This window comes from Citrobacter sp. Cpo032 (assembly GCF_030332975.1).
GTDB classification, from domain to species: Bacteria; Pseudomonadota; Gammaproteobacteria; order Enterobacterales; family Enterobacteriaceae; genus Citrobacter; species Citrobacter portucalensis.
The window spans coordinates 20,520-39,246 of record NZ_JAOWGU010000044.1; the positions used below are offsets into that span (position 1 = coordinate 20,520).

Genomic DNA, 18,727 nt, shown 5'->3' on the forward strand with positions numbered 1-18,727 from the left:
ACTGGGGTTTAAGGGTGCGGCCAACGCCGAGGCAGCTTGAAGGATGAAGTGTAATAAGGAGACACCATGATTGATTTACGCAGTGATACCGTCACCCGGCCGAGTCGCGCCATGCTGGAAGAGATGATGGCAGCCCCAGTCGGGGATGACGTATATGGAGACGACCCTACCGTTAACGCCCTCCAGCAATACGCCGCAAAACTTTCTGGTAAAGAAGCCGCTATTTTCTTACCTACCGGTACTCAGGCTAACCTGGTGGCGCTGCTCAGCCATTGTCAGCGTGGCGAAGAGTACATTGCCGGTCAGGGCGCGCATAACTATCTCTACGAAGCAGGTGGCGCAGCGGTGCTCGGTAGCATTCAACCGCAACCTATCGACGCCGCACCAGATGGCTCCCTGCCTCTGGACAAAGTAGCTGCGAAAATCAAAGCGGACGATATCCACTTTGCCCGCACCCGCTTGCTCAGTCTGGAAAATACCCACAACGGCAAAGTGCTGCCGCGCGAGTATCTGAAAGACGCCTGGGAATTCACCCGTGAGCGTAATCTTGCCCTGCACGTCGACGGCGCACGTATTTTTAACGCCATCGTCGCCTACGGCTGTGAACTTAAAGATGTCACGCAATACTGTGATTCGTTCACCATTTGCCTCTCCAAAGGCCTCGGTACCCCCGTTGGTTCACTGCTGGCCGGCAGCCACGAGTACATCAAACGCGCTATTCGCTGGCGCAAAATGACCGGCGGCGGAATGCGTCAGGCTGGGATTCTGGCTGCAGCCGGACTGTATGCGTTGAAAAATAACGTGGCGCGTTTGCAGGAAGATCATGACAACGCCGCCTGGATGGCGGAACAGCTGCGCGAAGCAGGCGCAGACGTCATGCGCCACGATACCAATATGCTGTTTGTTCGCGTTGGCGAAGAGCACGCTACCGCGCTGGGCGAGTATATGAAAGCGCAAGGTGTGCTGATTAACGCCTCCCCGATTGTGCGCCTGGTGATGCACCTGGACGTATCACGTGAACAACTTGCTGAAGTCGTCGCCCACTGGCGCGCTTTTTTAACCCAATAAGGAGATGGGCGTGCCGCAACGGATTTTGGTTCTTGGCGCCAGTGGCTACATTGGTCAGCATTTAGTACAGGCGCTCAGTCAGCAAGGGCATCAGGTGTTGGCTGCGGCACGTCGCATTGAACGGCTGGAAAAGCAGCAACTGGCCAATGTCAGTTGCCACAAGGTCGATTTGAATTGGCCAGATAACCTCACCCCGCTGCTGACGGGTGTTGATACGGTTTATTATCTGGTTCATGGTATGGGCGAAGGCGGTGATTTTATCGCCCACGAACGCCAGGTGGCGATGAACGTGCGCGATGCGCTGCGTAATACGCCAGTTAAACAGCTTATTTTCCTGAGCTCATTGCAGGCTCCCCGGCATGAACAATCCGATCATCTGCGTGCACGACAGATAACCGCGGACACCTTGCGCGAGTCAGGCGTGCCAATGACGGAATTGCGCGCGGGCATTATCGTGGGAGCGGGTTCCGCTGCCTTTGAAGTCATGCGCGATATGGTTTACAACCTGCCGGTTCTCACCCCTCCACGCTGGGTACGCTCGCGTACCACGCCTATCGCGCTGGAGAATTTAATGTACTATCTGGTGGCATTGTTGGAAAACCCCACACCACATCACCGCGTCCTCGAAGCCGCCGGGCCGCAGGTGTTGAGCTATCAGGAACAGTTCGAGCATTTTATGGCGGTCAGCGGTAAACATCGCCTGCTCATCCCCATCCCCTTTCCTACCCGCTGGATTTCGGTCTGGTTTTTAAACGTCATTACGTCAGTGCCGCCAACCACGGCCAAAGCGCTGATCCAGGGCTTAAAACACGACCTGCTGGCCGATGACACCGAATTACGTGCGCTGATCCCTCAAAAACTGATTGCCTTTGATGACGCGGTGCGCAGCACGTTGAAGGAAGAAGAGAAACTGGTCAACTCCAGCGACTGGGGTTACGACGCACAGGCGTTTGCCCGCTGGCGTCCAGAATATGGCTATTTCGCCAAACAAGCTGGCTTTAGCGTTGAAACCTCTGCCAGCACAAAAGCGCTGTGGCAGGTTGTGAATCGACTCGGCGGCAAAGAAGGCTATTTCTTTGGCAATATTCTATGGAAGACGCGCGCGGCGTTGGACCTGCTGGTCGGCCATAAGCTGGCAAAAGGTCGTCCCGAACACCCACTATTGCAAGTTGGCGACACCGTTGATAGCTGGAAAGTCATCATCGTTGAGCCGGAGAAACAGCTGACGCTGCTGTTTGGGATGAAAGCGCCGGGACTGGGTCGCCTGAGCTTCACACTGGAAGATAAAGGCGATCACCGACGCATTGATGTACGCGCGTGGTGGCATCCGCACGGTATGCCTGGCCTCTTCTACTGGCTGTTGATGATCCCCGCCCACCTGTTCATTTTCAGGGGGATGGCGAAGCGTATAGCCAAACTTGCAGAACAAATCACAGACTAATGATAAAAAGAGCCTGTATTCTTTCATGTTTCCCATTGCATACAGGCGTAATTCACGGAAGAATGCGCACGACGTTTTTTAAACACAGTGGATTGATATGAAGGTACTGGTTACCGGAGCCACCAGCGGCTTGGGCCGAAACGCGGTTGAGTTTTTATGCAGCAAAGGCGTCAGCGTCAGAGCCACCGGTCGCAACGAAGCGATGGGCAAGCTGCTGGAGAAAATGGGCGCAGAGTTTGTGCATGCGGATTTGACCGAGCTGGTTTCTTCGCAGGCAAAAGTGATGCTGGCCGGCATTGACACGCTGTGGCACTGCTCCAGTTTCACCTCTCCATGGGGAACTCAGGAAGCTTTTGATCTGGCCAACGTTCGTGCTACCCGCCGTCTGGGCGAGTGGGCCGTAGCCTGGGGCGTACGTAACTTTATTCATATCTCCTCTCCGTCGCTGTATTTTGATTATCACCATCATCGCGATATCAAAGAAGACTTCCGTCCCCATCGCTTCGCCAACGAATTCGCCCGCAGCAAAGCGGCTGGTGAAGAGGTGATTGCGCTGCTCGCCCAGGCCAACCCGCAGACTCGCTTTACTGTCTTGCGCCCACAAAGCTTGTTCGGACCTCACGATAAAGTCTTTATTCCCCGCCTCGCCCATATGATGTACCACTACGGCAGCATCCTGTTGCCGCACGGCGGGAGTGCGCTGGTGGATATGACCTATTACGAGAACGCGGTTCACGCGATGTGGCTGGCGAGTCAGGAAGCCTGCGATAAGCTGCCGTCGGGTCGCGCGTACAATATAACCAACGGTGAACATCGCACCCTGCGCAGTATTGTGCAGAAACTTATCGACGAGCTGAATATTGATTGCCGTATCCGCTCCGTGCCCTACCCGATGCTGGACATGATTGCCCGCAGCATGGAGCGTTTAGGCAATAAATCGGCGAAAGAGCCAAAGCTTACGCATTACGGCGTTTCGAAGCTGAATTTTGACTTTACGCTGGATACCAGCCGCGCCCAGGAAGAGTTAGGTTATCAGCCAGTTGTGACGCTGGATGAAGGGATTGAGCGTACCGCGGCCTGGCTGCGCGACCACGGTAAGCTGCCGCGTTAGGCTGATAGCCATTGCAGGGGGGCGGCACAAGCGTCACAAAATCCTGCAAAATTAACCGTAGGCCTGATAAGCGAAGCGCCATCAGGCATTGGTGTCTGCGTTAACCCTGCCCGTATTTCTCCAGTAACGCTTCGGCAATCGCCTGCGTTTCCGCGTCCGCCACGCCATTCCACAACGTCGGGCGGAAGTGCATCTGGAATGCCATAATCACCCGCTGCTGTTCACGCGGCGTCATCTCAGCTTTTACCTCATAACCATAGCGTGACAGCAGATCGAGCAATGACGCGGTTTCTACCGGCGTATGGGGCGCTCGTCCGGCGAGATAAAATGCCACACGCTGAGCATCCGGCCATGCGCCAATGCCCTGAGCGGCCAGTGCTTGCCACGGAAACAGCGGGCCGGGATCGTCCTTACGCTGCGGCGCAATGTCTGCATGAGCCACCACGTTTTGCGGTTTTATGTCGTAGCGGACGATGATATCTTTCGCCAATGGGATTAACGCCTGAATCTGCGCGGGCTCAAACGGCGCAAAATACTTGCTGCCCGCTGATTTTTGCCAGCCGCGGTTTTCCAGCTCAATGCCAATTGAGGTATCGTTAATACGCGTAGCACCGCGCCAGAAGCTAATCCCCGCATGCCAGGCCAGGTCTTTTTCCGGCACCAGTTGCCAGATACGCGGCTTACCATGGTAAAGCGGCGGCACTGCGGGGATCAAATAGTGTGAACTGACGTTTTTATCGGTCAGCGTAGCCAGGGAAGAGTCAAAATCATCGGCCGTGTAATGGATAACCAGTACTTTAATGCGCGGATAAGCAGCCTGGGCCTGACGGCGGGTATCTAACTGATACCCGTTTTTGTCGACAATCCCTTTTTCGCCAGCACATCCCACCAGCAACAGCGTAAATGCCAGCAGACACAACAGACGTTTCATCGGCGAGTTTTCACCGCGGTACCGCTGACGCTCACCATCAGCATGCTACCGTCTTTGCCTACGGTTTCGTAATCGATATCGATACCGACCACCGCATCAGCACCCAGCGCTTTCGCCTGTTCGCCCAGCTCCTGAAAAGCAATTTCACGCGCTTTACGCAGCTCTTTTTCATACGCGCCGGAGCGACCGCCAACAATATCGCGAATGCCGGCGAAGAAATCGCGGAAGATATTCGCGCCTAAAATGGCTTCGCCGGTAACAACACCGCAGTACTCCACGATGCTCTGTCCTTCCAGCGTAGGGGTTGTCGAAAACTGCATGGTTAATCTCCTTTTTGCACTAAGAGCACAATCTCAAAAGCATTATCAAACCAATACACTATGACACTCAAAGGAAAGCCCGCCAAATAAAACTGCTATCCTTGTTGATGTGTAGCGGTTTCAGGTGGTGCGTTTTTTATTTTTATTTGACTGTTATGCCGCCAGAAATAAAAAATCCCCCAGATGTTTGGGGGCCTGAAGTTATTATTTTCTGAAATCTAATGGCGCCTGGCCGGACTGAATGTACATTGCTACGTTATCAAATGTAATCATTTTTGATTTACAAAAAATACATTTTGCCCCGAATGGATTTCCTTCAGTAACATCAAAGGTTGATGTTCTGTATTGGGAGCCATGGCAACATGGACAGCGAAAGTGAATATGATTAGTAATAATAGTTACCTCAAAGCGCCACAACATTAATTGCGGATGGACCTTTAGGTCCCTGCTCCACACCGAATTCGACTTTCTGGTTTTCATTCAGTGACTTAAACTCATTACTTTGAATCGCTGAGAAATGGACAAAGACATCTTTGCTGCCATCTGCAGGCGTAATGAAGCCAAAACCTTTTTCAGGATTGAACCATTTAACTAAACCAGTCATTTTAGTAGACATATATTTATTCCTTAATTTGAGCCTTTCGGCAAGCTTGGTTTTTATGACAGAAACTTCGTAGTGCTTAATGAAGAGACTCAAAGAGGGGATAAACGGATTACACCTGAAAATGAGAACTGCTTGAGTAAACTACTTTGTATATCGTCTGTTATTCAAACCGACCGGATCATTAACGCACGGGCACCGAGATTAAGCAACTCTTATTTTAGCCATCCGGAGTCCCTTATAGCCAACAACACGGCATGAGTTTTGTTTAGCCAGGCGTAAAGCGCGGCAAATAGAACATGCAAATGCTCAGATGGTCTATACAGTATAAGAAGCATGAATGGCCGCCAACGCCCCGTTGCAGGTTGATATACTAAAGCTGAAGCTGGCAACGAGCGCCACCAACATGCTTCAGGTGGGGTGTCCGCGAATTTGCTTTAGCAAAAACAATGTGTTAATCGATCATACAATCTTTAGTGAGACCGAATTGTTCATCGTAGAACACAATTAGTAGGAAGCTTATAAGGAAATCATTATGCGCTATTCGAAACTCTCTCTGCTGGTTCCATGTGCACTACTTCTCAGCGCCTGTACGACCGTGACGCCGGTCTATAAAGATAACGGCACGCGTAGTGGTTCATGCATAGAAGGTGGGCCAGACAGCGTGGCTCAACAATTCTATGATTACCGTATTCAGCATCGAAACAATGACATTACCGCCCTTCGTCCGTACCTGAGCGACAATCTGGCTAAACTGCTGACCGACGCCAGCCGCGATAATGCACACCGCGACCTGTTTAACAGCGATCCGTTCTCCAGTCGCGCTACGTTACCAGACAGCGCCAGTGTCGCCAGCGCATCGACTATTCCGAATAGTGATGCACGCAACATTCCACTGCGCGTAGAGCTGAAACAAGGTGACCAAAGCTGGCGTGATGAAGTGCTGATGATCCGTGAAGGTCAGTGCTGGGTCGTTGATGATGTACGCTATCTGGGCGGCAGCGTACACGCGCCAGCCGGGACGTTGCGCCAGTCTGTCGAAAACCGCTAACCGCCCCATTCACCCGCTTAAATCATAACCCCCATAAATTGTCTGGCATTCTGCATAGAATGCCGACATTTATTCTTGCCCACTGGTGACCTCGCTATTTTGTGCTATGTTTAGAGAAGAATGCGGTTTGCATTTAACTTTTAACGCATAAATATTGCATAACTATTCTGTCAAAGGTAGTATCTGCGGCTTCAATAGCTATCAGACTGCCAGTATCGAGTGTCAATGAGTATTCAATTAAACGGCATTAACTGCTTCTATGGCGCACATCAGGCGCTGTTCGATATCACGCTGGATTGCCCTCAGGGTGAAACACTGGTGTTACTTGGCCCAAGTGGAGCCGGGAAAAGCTCGCTGCTGCGCGTACTCAACCTGCTTGAGATGCCGCGCTCAGGCACGCTCTCTATTGCGGGCAACCGTTTCGACTTCACGAAGACCCCGTCAGATAAAGCCATTCGGGATCTGCGTCAGAACGTGGGCATGGTCTTTCAGCAATATAATCTCTGGCCGCATCTCACGGTTGTGCAGAACCTGATTGAAGCGCCCTGCCGTGTACTCGGTCTGACAAAAGAGCAGGCAATGGCGCGCGCCGAGAAACTGCTGGAACGTCTGCGCCTCAAGCCTTACAGCGATCGTTACCCATTACATCTTTCCGGTGGACAGCAACAGCGTGTAGCCATTGCCCGCGCGTTGATGATGGAGCCGCAGGTGCTGCTGTTTGATGAACCGACCGCCGCGCTTGACCCGGAAATTACCGCCCAAATCGTCAGCATCATTCGCGAACTGGCGGAAACCAACATTACTCAGGTGATCGTCACCCACGAAGTGGAAGTTGCACGTAAAACGGCCAGTCGTGTGGTGTATATGGAAAACGGTCATATCGTCGAGTTTGGGGATGCGAGCTGCTTTGCCAACCCGCAAACCGAAGCGTTTAAAAACTATCTTTCTCACTAAGATTCGGGACAATACAATGAAAAAAGTTCTGATTGCCGCGCTAATCGCAGGTTTTAGTCTTTCCGCTACCGCAGCCCAAACCATTCGTTTCGCCACCGAAGCGTCTTATCCTCCGTTTGAATCTATCGATGCGAATAACAAGATCGTAGGTTTTGACGTTGATCTGGCAAACGCGCTGTGTAAAGAGATTGACGCTACTTGTACCTTCACCAATCAGGCCTTCGACAGCCTGATCCCAAGCCTGAAATTCCGTCGTTTTGACGCGGTAATGGCCGGTATGGACATCACCCCAGAGCGTGAAAAACAGGTGCTGTTCACCACCCCTTACTACGACAACTCTGCGCTGTTTGTGGGCCAGCAGGGTAAATACACCAGCATTGACCAGCTGAAAGGTAAAAAAGTCGGCGTTCAAAACGGTACTACGCACCAGAAATTCATCATGGATAAACATCCGGAAGTGACCACTGTGCCGTATGACAGCTACCAGAATGCCAAACTCGATCTGCAAAACGGTCGCATTGACGGTGTATTCGGTGACACCGCAGTGGTAACCGAATGGCTGAAAGACAATCCAAAACTGGCCGCGGTTGGCGACAAAGTGACGGATAAAGATTACTTCGGTACGGGTCTGGGCATCGCGGTGCGTCAGGGCAACACTGAGCTGCAGCAGAAGTTTAACGCTGCGCTGGAAAAAGTGAAGAAAGATGGGACTTACGAAACCATCTACAACAAATGGTTCCAGAAGTAATATTTGATGAATGAATTTTTTCCTTTAGCAAGCGCCGCCGGGATGACCGTCGGCCTTGCCGTTTGTGCGCTGATCATTGGCCTTGCACTCGCCATGTTTTTTGCCGTCTGGGAGTCAGTAAAATGGCGCCCGGTGGCATGGGCGGGCTCGGCCCTGGTCACCATCCTGCGCGGTCTGCCAGAAATTCTGGTGGTTCTGTTTATCTATTTCGGCTCCTCACAACTGCTGCTGACGCTGGCCGATGGCTTTACGATCAATCTCGGGTTTGTACAAATCCCGGTTCAGATGCAGATCGAAAACTTCGACGTCAGCCCGTTCCTGTGCGGTGTCATTGCACTGTCATTATTGTACGCCGCTTACGCGTCGCAAACGCTGCGTGGCGCGCTGAAGGCCGTGCCACTCGGACAATGGGAATCAGGTCAGGCGTTGGGTTTGTCTAAAGCCGCGATCTTCTTTCGTCTGGTGATGCCGCAGATGTGGCGTCATGCCTTACCGGGACTGGGTAACCAGTGGCTGGTATTGCTGAAAGATACCGCGCTGGTCAGCCTTATCAGCGTGAACGATCTGATGCTACAAACGAAGAGTATTGCCACCCGTACCCAGGAGCCGTTTACCTGGTACATTGTGGCGGCCGCTATTTACCTGGTGATTACGCTGGTGAGTCAGTACATTCTCAAACGCATTGACCTGCGCGCGACACGTTTTGAGCGGAGACCAGGCTAATGCTTGAGTATTTACCTGAATTGTTGAAAGGGCTGCATACCAGCCTGACGCTGACAGTCGCCTCCATCGTGGTTGCTCTGGTGCTGGCGCTGATCTTCACCGTCATCCTGACGCTGAAAACGCCGGTGCTGGTGTGGCTGGTTCGCGCGTATATCACGCTGTTTACCGGTACACCGCTGCTGGTGCAAATCTTCCTGATCTACTACGGACCTGGACAGTTTCCGGCATTGCAAGAATATCCGGTACTGTGGCATCTGCTCTCTGAACCCTGGTTATGCGCCTTAATTGCGCTGTCGTTAAACAGTGCGGCCTACACTACGCAACTGTTCTACGGCGCTATCCGTGCAATCCCGGAAGGCCAATGGCAGTCCTGCGGAGCGTTAGGGATGAGCAAAAAGGATACGCTGGCGATTCTGTTGCCGTACGCCTTTAAACGCGCCCTCTCCTCGTATTCCAACGAAGTGGTGCTGGTATTTAAAAGTACCTCACTGGCTTACACTATCACGCTGATGGAAGTCATGGGCTATAGCCAGCTGCTGTACGGTCGTACTTATGACGTTATGGTCTTCGGTGCGGCAGGTGTGATTTACCTGATCGTCAACGGCTTGCTGACGCTGATGATGCGCTTAATCGAACGTAAAGCGCTGGCGTTTGAACACCGGAATTAAGCATATGCCTGATGGCGCTACGCTTATCAGGCCTACGGTTCATGCACCTTTTGTAGGCCGGATAAGGTGCTAGCACCGCCATCCCACAAATATGCATAAAGCAAAATAATAAAGACGGACAACAACCTAAATTGTCCGTCTTTTTTTATACCAGTAAAAATATTTAATCGTTTTTATTGCATATAAATTCATTAAATGGCATTGTTACTCCACGCCGCAGACACGGTAATAATCATAAGATTGACAGACGGGAGTTCCACCATGAAAAAGTTAGTACTGGCCGCATTACTTGCTACTTTCGCCGCTGGCGCCTCAGCTGCTGATAAAATTAGTTTCGGTGTATCAGCCACGTATCCGCCATTTGAATCACTGGACGCGAGCAATAAAATTGTCGGTTTTGACATCGACCTGGCAACGGCGCTGTGCAAACAAATGCAGGCAGAATGTACTTTCACCAATCACGCTTTCGACAGCCTGATCCCCGCGCTGAAATTCAAGAAATATGATGCGGTAATTTCCGGAATGGATATCACACCTGAGCGTAGCAAGCAGGTTGCATTTACTCAGCCTTACTATGCCAACTCCGCGCTGGTGATTGCGAAAAAAGACACCTATAAAACCTTTGCCGACCTGAAAGGTAAGCGCATCGGTATGGAAAACGGCACCACGCACCAGAAATACCTGCAGGACAAACATCCTGAAGTGAAAACCGTGGCCTACGATAGCTATCAGAATGCGATTATCGACCTGAAAAATGGCCGTATTGATGGCGTATTTGGCGATACCGCTGTGGTTAACGAATGGCTGAAAACCAACCCGCAGTTAGGCGTTGCCACTGACAAAGTAACCGATCCGCAATACTTCGGTACTGGCCTTGGCATCGCGGTTCGCCCGGATAACAAAGCCCTGCTGGAAAAACTGAACAGCGCGCTGGCGGCAATCAAAGCTGACGGCACGTACCAGAAAATCAGCGATCAATGGTTCCCGCAGTAACGTCTGCCCAATCTGAAAAGCCGCGCTCTGCGGCTTTTTTTATCTCTTCGCCTGCGCTTTCAGTCAGTTCTTACGCCATAAACGCTTTCCTGGCATACACTTGTTAAAACGAAAAAAAGTGAGGCAAACGGATGATAGCGTTCCCTGCCAGTTTACTGATCCTCAATGGAAAAAGTGCTGATAATCTCCCCCTGCGTGATGCCATTGCGAAGCTTCGCGATGAAGGCGTGGAAATCCATGTTCGCGTGACCTGGGAAAAAGGCGATGCCCAACGCTACGTTGATGAAGCTCGTCAGCTAGGCGTTGCTACGGTGATAGCCGGCGGCGGTGACGGCACCATCAACGAAGTTTCGACAGCGCTGATTCAGTCGCAGGGTGGCAATATTCCGGCGCTGGGTATTTTACCGTTGGGAACGGCGAATGACTTTGCCACCAGCGTTGGTATACCCGACGACCTTGATAAGGCGTTAAAGCTGGCTATCGCTGCAAATGCGACTGCGATCGATATGGTGCAGGTCAACGATAAAACCTGTTTTATCAACATGGCGACCGGGGGATTTGGCACGCGCATCACCACCGAAACGCCGGAAAAACTCAAGGCCGCACTGGGCGGTGTATCGTATTTTATTCACGGATTAATGCGCATGGATACTCTCAAGCCCGACATCTGTGACATTCATGGGGAGGATTTTCACTGGCAGGGTAAGGCGCTGGTGATTGGTATCGGTAACGGTCGCCAGGCCGGTGGTGGGCAACAGCTTTGCCCGACGGCGCTGATCAACGACGGCCTGCTGCAACTGCGCATTTTTACCGGCGAAGAACTACTGCCAGGACTGCTTTCGGCGTTAACGCAATCCGAAGACAACCCTAACATTATTGACGGCGCATCGTCGTGGTTTGATATCCGCGCCCCACACGAAATTACCTTTAATCTCGATGGTGAACCACTCAGCGGACAAGAGTTTCATATTGAAATCCTGCCCGCTGCGCTACGTTGCAGACTGCCGCCAGGTTGTCCGCTATTGCGCTAACCCAACGACAATCCGAGGATCAGGCAATAGTAACTTTGCTGTCCAGATAAACGTCCTGTACGGCGTTAATCAACTTAACGCCGTCGGCCATGGTTTTCTTGAACGCTTTACGCCCCAGAATCAGCCCCATACCACCCGCACGTTTGTTAATAACCGCCGTACGTACTGCATCGCTCAGGTCGGTGTCGCCGCCGGCCGCCCCGCCAGAGTTAATTAACCCGGCACGCCCCATATAACAGTTCGCCAGTTGGTAACGCACCAGGTCAATTGGATTCTCGCTGGTCAACTTGGTATAGACGCGATCGTCGGTGTAGCCAAAATTAACCGCTTTATACCCGCCGTTATTTTCCGCCATTTTCTGCTTAACGATATCCGCTCCGATAGTGGCAGCCAGATGGTTAGCCTGCCCGGTAAGATCGGCGGAAACATGGTAATCCACGCCATCTTTTTTAAACGCGGAGTTACGCAGATACGCCCACAGCACGGTAACCATACCCAACTCATGGGCGCGCTCAAACGCTGCTGAAATCTCTTCAATCTGGCGGCGAGATTCCTCAGAACCGAAATAGATAGTTGCCCCTACCGCAACCGCACCCATATTGAACGCCTGCTCTACGCTGGCATACAGCGTCTGGTCAAAAGTATTCGGATAGCTGAGCGTTTCGTTGTGGTTAATTTTAACGAGGAACGGGATACGGTGCGCGTAGCGGCGGGAGACAGAAGCCAGCACACCGTAAGTTGATGCCACGCAGTTGCACCCTGCTTCGATAGCCAACTCCACAATATTCTTCGGATCAAAGTACAGCGGGTTAGCGGCAAACGAAGCCCCAGCAGAATGCTCTACCCCCTGATCCACCGGTAGGATCGACAGATACCCTGTCCCCGCAAGTCGCCCCGTGTTATACAGCGTCTGCATATTACGCAGCACGGCAGGCGGCCGGTTGTTATCCACCATCACGCGATCGACGTAATCATGTCCAGGCAGGTAAAGTTGGTCAGAAGGAATGGTCATACAACGATGCTGTAAAAGGCTGTCGGCATCTTTGCCAAGCAACTGCGCAATATCAGTCATAGCTATGCTCCCGTAAGTTCCGGTTTAAAACCGGAATATGGATTGTCCTGACCCGCCTTTTTGCGGGCAGCATTAAGCCTGGTACTGACTGCACTTTTTTTCCATCTTTAGCGCACTTTTCAGCAACTTCTGCTGGCTCGATTCAGGAAAGAATAATGTTAAGACGGTCAAAGTTTAACCCCAAAGGTATTTTAAAGGTATTATTGAATGGTACTATCAGCGCGTACCTTACCTGTCATGAAGGATTTAAAGATGAAAACTACAGTTAAGCTGTCGTTCATGATGTTTGTAGAGTGGTTTATCTGGGGTGCCTGGTTTGTACCACTGTGGCTGTGGCTGAGTAAAAGTGGCTTTAGTGCCGGAGAGATCGGCTGGTCCTACGCCTGCACAGCCATTGCAGCGATCCTGTCGCCCATTCTGGTCGGTTCAATCACTGATCGCTTTTTCTCCGCGCAAAAAGTGCTGGCGGTGTTGATGTTCGTCGGCGCTATTCTGATGTACTTCGCCGCCCAGCAAACCACCTTTAGCGGATTCTTCCCTCTGTTACTGGCCTATTCGTTGACCTATATGCCGACGATTGCGCTGACCAACAGTATTGCTTTTGCCAACGTACCGGATGTTGAACGTGATTTCCCGCGCATCCGCGTGATGGGGACCATTGGCTGGATTGCCTCCGGTTTGGCCTGCGGTTTCTTACCGCAAATGCTTGGCTATAACGACATCTCACCCACCAATATTCCCCTGCTTATCACTGCCGGAAGCTCCGCATTGTTAGGCGTTTTTGCCTTCTTTTTACCGGATACGCCGCCAAAAAGTACCGGCAAAATGGATTTCAAAGTTATGCTGGGTCTGGATGCGCTGATCCTGCTGCGCGATAAGAACTTCCTCGTCTTCTTCTTTTGCTCTTTCCTGTTTGCTATGCCACTGGCGTTCTATTACATCTTCGCCAACGGCTATCTGACAGAAGTCGGAATGAAAAACGCCACCGGCTGGATGACACTGGGCCAATTCTCTGAAATCTTCTTTATGCTGGCGCTACCGTTTTTCACCAAACGCTTTGGCATTAAAAAGGTATTGTTGCTTGGTCTTATTACTGCGGCGATCCGCTACGGATTTTTCGTTTACGGCGGTGCGGAAGAATATTTCACTTACGCCCTGCTGTTTCTCGGCATTCTGCTGCACGGCGTCAGTTACGACTTCTATTACGTCACGGCTTACATCTATGTCGATAAAAAAGCGCCGGTCCACATGCGCACCGCAGCGCAAGGGCTTATCACCCTCTGCTGTCAGGGGTTCGGCAGCCTGCTCGGTTACCGTCTGGGCGGCGTGATGATGGAAAAAATGTTTGCTTATCAGGAACCGGTTAATGGTCTCACCTTTAACTGGGCTGGCATGTGGGGATTTGGCGCGGTCATGATTGCCGTCATTGCCGTGATGTTTATGATTTTCTTTCGCGAATCAGACAAAGAAATCACCGCCATTAAGGTGGACGATCGCGATGTAGCGTTGAAACAAGGGGAAGTAAAATGAAAGCAGAACGTATTCTCGGTGCTCTTTATGGGCAGGCGTTAGGGGATGCGATGGGCATGCCGTCGGAACTGTGGCCAAGAACCCGGGTTAAAGCACACTTCGGTTGGATCGACCGTTTTTTGCCCGGCCCTGCGGAAAATAATGCCGCCTGCTATTTTAACCAGGCGGAGTTCACTGATGACACGTCCATGGCACTGTGTCTGGCAGATGCCCTGCTTGAGTGCGACGGCGAAATTGTGCCAGACGTTATTGGTCGCAATATTCTGGCCTGGGCCGAGCAGTTTGATGCTTTTAATAAAAACGTGCTCGGCCCGACCTCGAAAATTGCGTTGAACGCTATTCGTGACGGTAAACCAGTCGCCGAACTGGAAAACAACGGCGTGACCAATGGCGCGGCAATGCGCGTTTCCCCGCTGGGATGCCTGCTGCCCGCCTGCGATCTTGATGCCTTTATCGATGATGTGGCACTGGCCTCCAGCCCAACACATAAATCGGATCTGGCTATCGCGGGAGCCGTTGTCGTCGCGTGGGCGGTATCGCGCGCCATCGACGGAGGAAAATGGTCAGAGATTGCCGACGCGCTACCTGCCATTGCCCTGCGTGCGCAGCAAAAACGAATCACCACCTTTAGCGCATCGCTTTGTGCACGCCTTGAACTGGCGCTGAAAATCGTCCGTAACGCCGACGGCGTCGAGTCCGCCAGCGAGCAGTTGTATCAGGTTGTGGGGGCAGGAACCAGCACCATTGAGTCCGTTCCTTGCGCTATCGCCATGGTTGAGCTGGCACAGACCGATCCTAACCGCTGCGCCATTTTGTGCGCTAACCTCGGCGGCGATACCGACACCATCGGGGCGATGGCAACCGCCATTTGTGGTGCATTACACGGCGTGAGCGCGATCAACCCAGCATTGAAGCAGGAGTTGGATGCGGTGAATCAGCTGGACTTTACCCACTACGCCAACGGGTTAATGCGACTGCGCGAGCAGCGGGAGGCGCTATGAGCAACACGCATCTGCAACAACTTCTCTCGCAGTTACGTACACAGCGGCCAGTAACGGTGGTGGGTGCGGCGGTGATTGATGTCATTGCCGATGCGTATGCCCTCCCCTGGCGCGGCTGTGACATCGAGCTCAAGCAGCAAGGTGTTAACGTTGGCGGCTGCGCACTCAATATCGCCGTCACGCTTAAGCGTTTAGGTATCGATGCCTGCAATGCTCTACCACTGGGCCAGGGAGTGTGGGCCGACATTATCCGCAACCGGATGGCAAAAGAGGGACTGCACAGCCGGATCGACAATGCCGAAGGCGATAACGGCTGGTGTCTGGCGCTGGTGGAGCCGGATGGCGAGCGTACCTTTATGTCTTTTAGCGGCGTTGAGAATCAGTGGAATGCCGCCTGGCTGGCACAGCTGGATATCCCGCGTCATAGCCTGGTATATCTTTCGGGTTATCAGCTAGCGTCCCCGTGCGGTGAATTGCTGGTGCAGTGGCTGGAAGGTCTGGAAGAGGTGACACCATTTATCGATTTTGGCCCGCGCATCGGCGACATTCCCGAGCCCTTACTGGCAAGAATTATGGCCTGTCGTCCGCTGGTGTCACTTAATCGTCAGGAGGCGGAAATTGCTGCCGAGCGGTTTGCATTAAGTCAGGATGTGGAAGGTTTTGGCGCAGAATGGGTGCAGCGTTTCACCGCACCGGTGGTCGTGCGTCACGATAAAGACGGCGCATGGTATTTCAGCGCACAGACATCCGGCTGCGTACCGGCATTTGCAACGGCGGTCGTTGATACTATCGGCGCAGGTGACAGCCACGCTGGCGGCATGCTGGCTGGGCTGGCGTCTGGCTGGACGCTGGCCGACTCAGTGCTGTTAGGTAACGCGGTGGCGTCCTGGGTAGTTGGACATCGCGGCGGCGATTGCGCCCCGTCACGCGAGGAGCTACTCCTCGCACACAAAAACGTATAGATCGCTACGACAGTAACTGATGCTGTATTCAATAGGCCGTTGCTGCTGGTCAAGCGCTACCTGCTTGATCACCAGTACCGGCACTTTGCTATCCATTTGAATGTGCGCCTGAAACTCTGCGTCAGGCATTCTGGCGCTAACACGTGAGCGCGTACGCTGCGGGAAAATATGCTGGCTACGAAAATAGTCATACAGCGAAACACCGATGGCATCCACGTCATGAATTAGATGTGCGGGTACCCAGGACTCTTCAATAGAGACTGCGTCTTCGTCAACGTAACGAATGCGTTTGAGCAGGAAGACATCACTCCCTGCGACAACAGCCAACTGCTGTGCCACCTCTTCCGGGCAAGGCACAATTCTTTTGTTAACCCACAACGTATCCGGTTTTTTACCGCGCAACACCACCTGCTGAGAAAAACCGCGCGCTTCTTTAAGCGAATACTCGAAGATATTGTTAATTTGCGTTCCGTAACCGCGGGCACGGGTTACTACACCTTCTTCTTCCAGGGCCTGCATCGCCTTACGTACCGTAATCCGAGAAACGCCGGTCAACTGGCTGAGGTCGCGCTCGCCGGGCAGGATATTGCCGTGCTCCAGGATCCCACTGCGCACAGCATTCTTCACCGTCTGCGCAAATTTCATATACAGCGGCGTGTTATCCGCCGCTGAAATACGTTCATTCAGTTGTGCGATAAGCTGGGTATGCGCTTGTTCCATTTATCTTTTTCCTGGCCGCCGTTTCTGCAGCCAGTATACCCATTACCACCACGCGTGGAAATGATGCACCGGACCGATTCCTTCGCCAACTTCCAGCGTGTCGGCCTGTGCCAGCGCCGCTGAAAGCCACAGTTTGGCTTCCTGTACGGTATCGGCCCAGCTGTTATGGCGCGGACGCAGGGCTGCCAACGCCGCCGATAGCGTACAACCGGTGCCATGGGTGTTTTTGGTCATCACCCTTGGTGCGGTAAAACGCTGCTCACCATCGCGCGTAAAGAGCCAGTCGGGGCTTTGCGCATCATCCAGATGACCGCCCTTCATCAACACTGCCTCGCAGCCCAGCGCCCGTAGCGCCCTTCCCTGCTCTAACATCTCCTGCTCAGTTTGCGCATGCGATGCCCCGAGCAGTGCAGCAGCTTCGGGTAAATTAGGGGTGATAATCGAAACCTGCGGCAACAAACGGGTACGCAACGTTTCTACCGCCGAGGGCGACAGCAACGGATCGCCGCTTTTCGCCAACATCACCGTGTCCAGCACCACATTTTGTACCCGATGGCGACGTAAACGTTCGGCAACAGCTTCGACAATGTCCGTCTCAGCCAACATACCGATTTTAGTCGTATCAATACGCACATCATTGAACACAGAATCCAACTGCGCGGCGACAAAATCAGGTTCAATGCGATACACCGACTGCACCCCACGCGTATTTTGCGCCACCAGCGCCGTGATAACGGAACAGCCGTAAGCGCCCAGCGCCGAGAAGGTTTTTAAATCAGCCTGAATACCCGCGCCACCGCTTGGGTCGGTTCCGGCGATCGTTAATGCGTTAATCCGTTTCATGCTTGCTCCTGGGCTTTCAGGTTATAGAGGGCGTCGAGAAATGCCGGGACAAAGCTACCCGGTCCGTTTGATTGCCCGGTGGCGATTTGCCCGGCCTGTTTCATCCAGCTACAGGCGGAGGCGACGTTATCAAGTCGGTCACCACGTAAAGCGCAACTGGCCGCAACAACCGCTGAAAGAGCACATCCGGTGCCCACCACGCGAGTCATCAACGGGTCACCACCGTCCACGCAAACGGTACGCTGACCATCGGTGACGTAATCCACTTCGCCGGTCACCACGACAATGGTCCCAATCTGACGAGCCAGCGCCTGCGCTGCCGGAAGCGCAGCGACAGCCGTATCGGTTGTATCCACGCCGCGTCCCCCACCGTTCATGCCGGCCAGAGCAAGTATTTCCGAAGCGTTGCCACGAATAGCAGCAGGCTGTAGTGACAATAATTCCAGGCAGAAGCGGCGGCGAAACTCAAGCGCGCCTACGGCAACGGGATCGAGCGTCCACGGGGTTTTAGCATTCTGAGCATGCTCAACTGCGGCACGCATCGCCGCGGCCCGTTCCCGAGTTAAGGTGCCGACATTAACCAGCAACGCACTGGCAATGGCGGCGAATCGGCTGGCTTCTTCAGGCTCGATAACCATCGCAGGCGATGCGCCCAGCGCCAGTAATGTATTGGCAGTAAAGCTTTGCACGACCTCATTGGTCATACAGTGTGTGAGCGGGGATAAGATTCTAAATTGGTGCAAAGTGTGAGCCGCGAGCGCGCGGCTGTGCAGGTCAGGCTGCATGGTTCAGCTCCTGCCCGCGCGAAGAAGGGACACGAGCAGTGTCAGACTTCCCTACGCTGGCATTATCCAGATCAGGTGGTACGGGTATTTCTCAGCCTTCACCAGGAAGGGCACCCCGAGTCGTTGAATTGATCTCTTTTAATTTTACAGTAAGTTATGCCTGAAAAATTAATT

The 18,727-nt window shown here is 52.8% G+C and carries 21 protein-coding genes and 1 riboswitch; of the genes, 13 read left to right on the top strand and 8 right to left on the bottom strand.

Features of this window, described 5'->3' with window-relative positions:
- The first annotated feature begins 66 nt into the window (after positions 1–66).
- From ltaE to OGY33_RS11285, 3 genes are all read left to right on the top strand, one after another.
- Positions 67–1,068 (top strand): low-specificity L-threonine aldolase, encoded by a 1,002-nt coding sequence (gene ltaE, locus OGY33_RS11275; RefSeq protein ID WP_191238307.1) that lies wholly within the window; start codon positions 67–69, stop codon positions 1,066–1,068.
- Between the two features lie 10 nt (positions 1,069–1,078).
- Entirely contained in the window at positions 1,079–2,509 is a 1,431-nt protein-coding gene (locus tag OGY33_RS11280; RefSeq protein WP_048216410.1) for an SDR family oxidoreductase, read from the top strand.
- A gap of 97 nt (positions 2,510–2,606) precedes the next feature.
- A complete protein-coding gene (locus OGY33_RS11285) occupies positions 2,607–3,620 on the top strand; it encodes a 3-beta-hydroxysteroid dehydrogenase (RefSeq protein WP_003834312.1) in 1,014 nt (337 codons plus the stop codon).
- Positions 3,621–3,720: 100 nt separating this feature from the next.
- On the opposite strand, the gene OGY33_RS11290 is transcribed toward OGY33_RS11285, so the two are convergent.
- From OGY33_RS11290 to cspE, 4 genes are all read right to left on the bottom strand, one after another.
- Complete coding sequence (locus OGY33_RS11290; protein WP_191238306.1) at positions 3,721–4,551, bottom strand: N-acetylmuramoyl-L-alanine amidase; 831 nt, start codon at positions 4,549–4,551, stop codon at positions 3,721–3,723.
- Positions 4,548–4,871: a heavy metal-binding domain-containing protein gene (locus OGY33_RS11295; protein WP_001160725.1), complete on the bottom strand. Its 324-nt coding sequence runs from the start codon at positions 4,869–4,871 to the stop codon at positions 4,548–4,550. Before OGY33_RS11295 ends, OGY33_RS11290 begins: the two co-directional genes overlap by 4 nt.
- A 204-nt stretch (positions 4,872–5,075) precedes the next feature.
- Positions 5,076–5,264, bottom strand: coding sequence for a cold shock small protein YmcF (gene ymcF / locus OGY33_RS11300; protein WP_071692589.1), 189 nt, complete (start codon positions 5,262–5,264; stop codon positions 5,076–5,078).
- A gap of 10 nt (positions 5,265–5,274) precedes the next feature.
- Positions 5,275–5,487 (bottom strand): transcription antiterminator/RNA stability regulator CspE, encoded by a 213-nt coding sequence (gene cspE / locus OGY33_RS11305; protein WP_267452083.1) that lies wholly within the window; start codon positions 5,485–5,487, stop codon positions 5,275–5,277.
- A gap of 520 nt (positions 5,488–6,007) precedes the next feature.
- On the opposite strand from cspE, the gene OGY33_RS11310 reads away from it, so the two are divergent.
- The 7 genes from OGY33_RS11310 (at position 6,008) to yegS (ending at position 11,640) form a co-directional block, all read left to right on the top strand.
- Positions 6,008–6,523: a lipoprotein gene (locus tag OGY33_RS11310; protein WP_003834409.1), complete on the top strand. Its 516-nt coding sequence runs from the start codon at positions 6,008–6,010 to the stop codon at positions 6,521–6,523.
- 225 nt (positions 6,524–6,748) lie between these two features.
- Positions 6,749–7,477, top strand: a complete 729-nt coding sequence (gene artP / locus OGY33_RS11315) for an arginine ABC transporter ATP-binding protein ArtP (protein WP_003027295.1) — start codon at positions 6,749–6,751, stop codon at positions 7,475–7,477.
- 16 nt (positions 7,478–7,493) lie between these two features.
- Positions 7,494–8,225 (top strand): arginine ABC transporter substrate-binding protein ArtI, encoded by a 732-nt coding sequence (gene artI, locus OGY33_RS11320; RefSeq protein WP_003027298.1) that lies wholly within the window; start codon positions 7,494–7,496, stop codon positions 8,223–8,225.
- A 6-nt stretch (positions 8,226–8,231) separates the two neighbouring features.
- The gene (artQ, locus tag OGY33_RS11325; protein WP_003027301.1) at positions 8,232–8,948 is read left to right on the top strand and encodes an arginine ABC transporter permease ArtQ; all 717 of its coding nucleotides are present in this window, start codon (positions 8,232–8,234) and stop codon (positions 8,946–8,948) included.
- Positions 8,948–9,616 carry an arginine ABC transporter permease ArtM gene (gene artM, locus OGY33_RS11330; RefSeq protein ID WP_003840185.1) on the top strand — a complete coding sequence of 223 codons (669 nt, stop codon included), beginning with the start codon at positions 8,948–8,950 and terminating at the stop codon, positions 9,614–9,616. Before artQ ends, artM begins: the two co-directional genes overlap by 1 nt.
- A 261-nt stretch (positions 9,617–9,877) precedes the next feature.
- Positions 9,878–10,609, top strand: a complete 732-nt coding sequence (gene artJ / locus OGY33_RS11335) for an arginine ABC transporter substrate-binding protein ArtJ (protein WP_003027308.1) — start codon at positions 9,878–9,880, stop codon at positions 10,607–10,609.
- Between the two features lie 131 nt (positions 10,610–10,740).
- A complete protein-coding gene (gene yegS / locus OGY33_RS11340) occupies positions 10,741–11,640 on the top strand; it encodes a lipid kinase YegS (RefSeq protein ID WP_149608005.1) in 900 nt (299 codons plus the stop codon).
- Positions 11,641–11,659: 19 nt separating this feature from the next.
- Here yegS and fbaB read toward each other — a convergent pair whose 3' ends face one another.
- On the bottom strand, positions 11,660–12,712 hold the full coding sequence (gene fbaB / locus OGY33_RS11345; RefSeq protein ID WP_003834421.1) for a class I fructose-bisphosphate aldolase: 1,053 nt from the start codon (positions 12,710–12,712) through the stop codon (positions 11,660–11,662).
- 252 nt (positions 12,713–12,964) lie between these two features.
- Here fbaB and OGY33_RS11350 point away from each other — a divergent pair, with 252 nt between their 5' ends.
- From OGY33_RS11350 to OGY33_RS11360, 3 genes are read left to right on the top strand one after another with little or no spacing between them, the layout of a single operon-like run.
- The gene (locus OGY33_RS11350; RefSeq protein WP_008785233.1) at positions 12,965–14,242 is read left to right on the top strand and encodes a nucleoside permease; all 1,278 of its coding nucleotides are present in this window, start codon (positions 12,965–12,967) and stop codon (positions 14,240–14,242) included.
- Positions 14,239–15,243, top strand: coding sequence for an ADP-ribosylglycohydrolase family protein (locus OGY33_RS11355; protein WP_191238304.1), 1,005 nt, complete (start codon positions 14,239–14,241; stop codon positions 15,241–15,243). Before OGY33_RS11350 ends, OGY33_RS11355 begins: the two co-directional genes overlap by 4 nt.
- Positions 15,240–16,205: a PfkB family carbohydrate kinase gene (locus OGY33_RS11360; RefSeq protein ID WP_008785235.1), complete on the top strand. Its 966-nt coding sequence runs from the start codon at positions 15,240–15,242 to the stop codon at positions 16,203–16,205. Before OGY33_RS11355 ends, OGY33_RS11360 begins: the two co-directional genes overlap by 4 nt.
- On the opposite strand, the gene OGY33_RS11365 is transcribed toward OGY33_RS11360, so the two are convergent.
- The 3 genes from OGY33_RS11365 to thiM are packed head-to-tail and all read right to left on the bottom strand — an operon-like array spanning position 16,179 to position 18,553.
- Positions 16,179–16,925 carry a GntR family transcriptional regulator gene (locus tag OGY33_RS11365; protein WP_008785236.1) on the bottom strand — a complete coding sequence of 249 codons (747 nt, stop codon included), beginning with the start codon at positions 16,923–16,925 and terminating at the stop codon, positions 16,179–16,181. The genes OGY33_RS11360 and OGY33_RS11365 overlap by 27 nt on opposite strands.
- A 42-nt stretch (positions 16,926–16,967) precedes the next feature.
- Positions 16,968–17,768, bottom strand: coding sequence for a bifunctional hydroxymethylpyrimidine kinase/phosphomethylpyrimidine kinase (thiD, locus tag OGY33_RS11370; protein ID WP_048224552.1), 801 nt, complete (start codon positions 17,766–17,768; stop codon positions 16,968–16,970).
- Positions 17,765–18,553 (bottom strand): hydroxyethylthiazole kinase, encoded by a 789-nt coding sequence (gene thiM / locus OGY33_RS11375; protein ID WP_191238302.1) that lies wholly within the window; start codon positions 18,551–18,553, stop codon positions 17,765–17,767. The genes thiD and thiM overlap by 4 nt, the downstream gene beginning before the upstream one ends.
- A gap of 31 nt (positions 18,554–18,584) precedes the next feature.
- Positions 18,585–18,681: riboswitch (TPP riboswitch) on the bottom strand.
- Positions 18,682–18,727 lie beyond the last annotated feature (46 nt).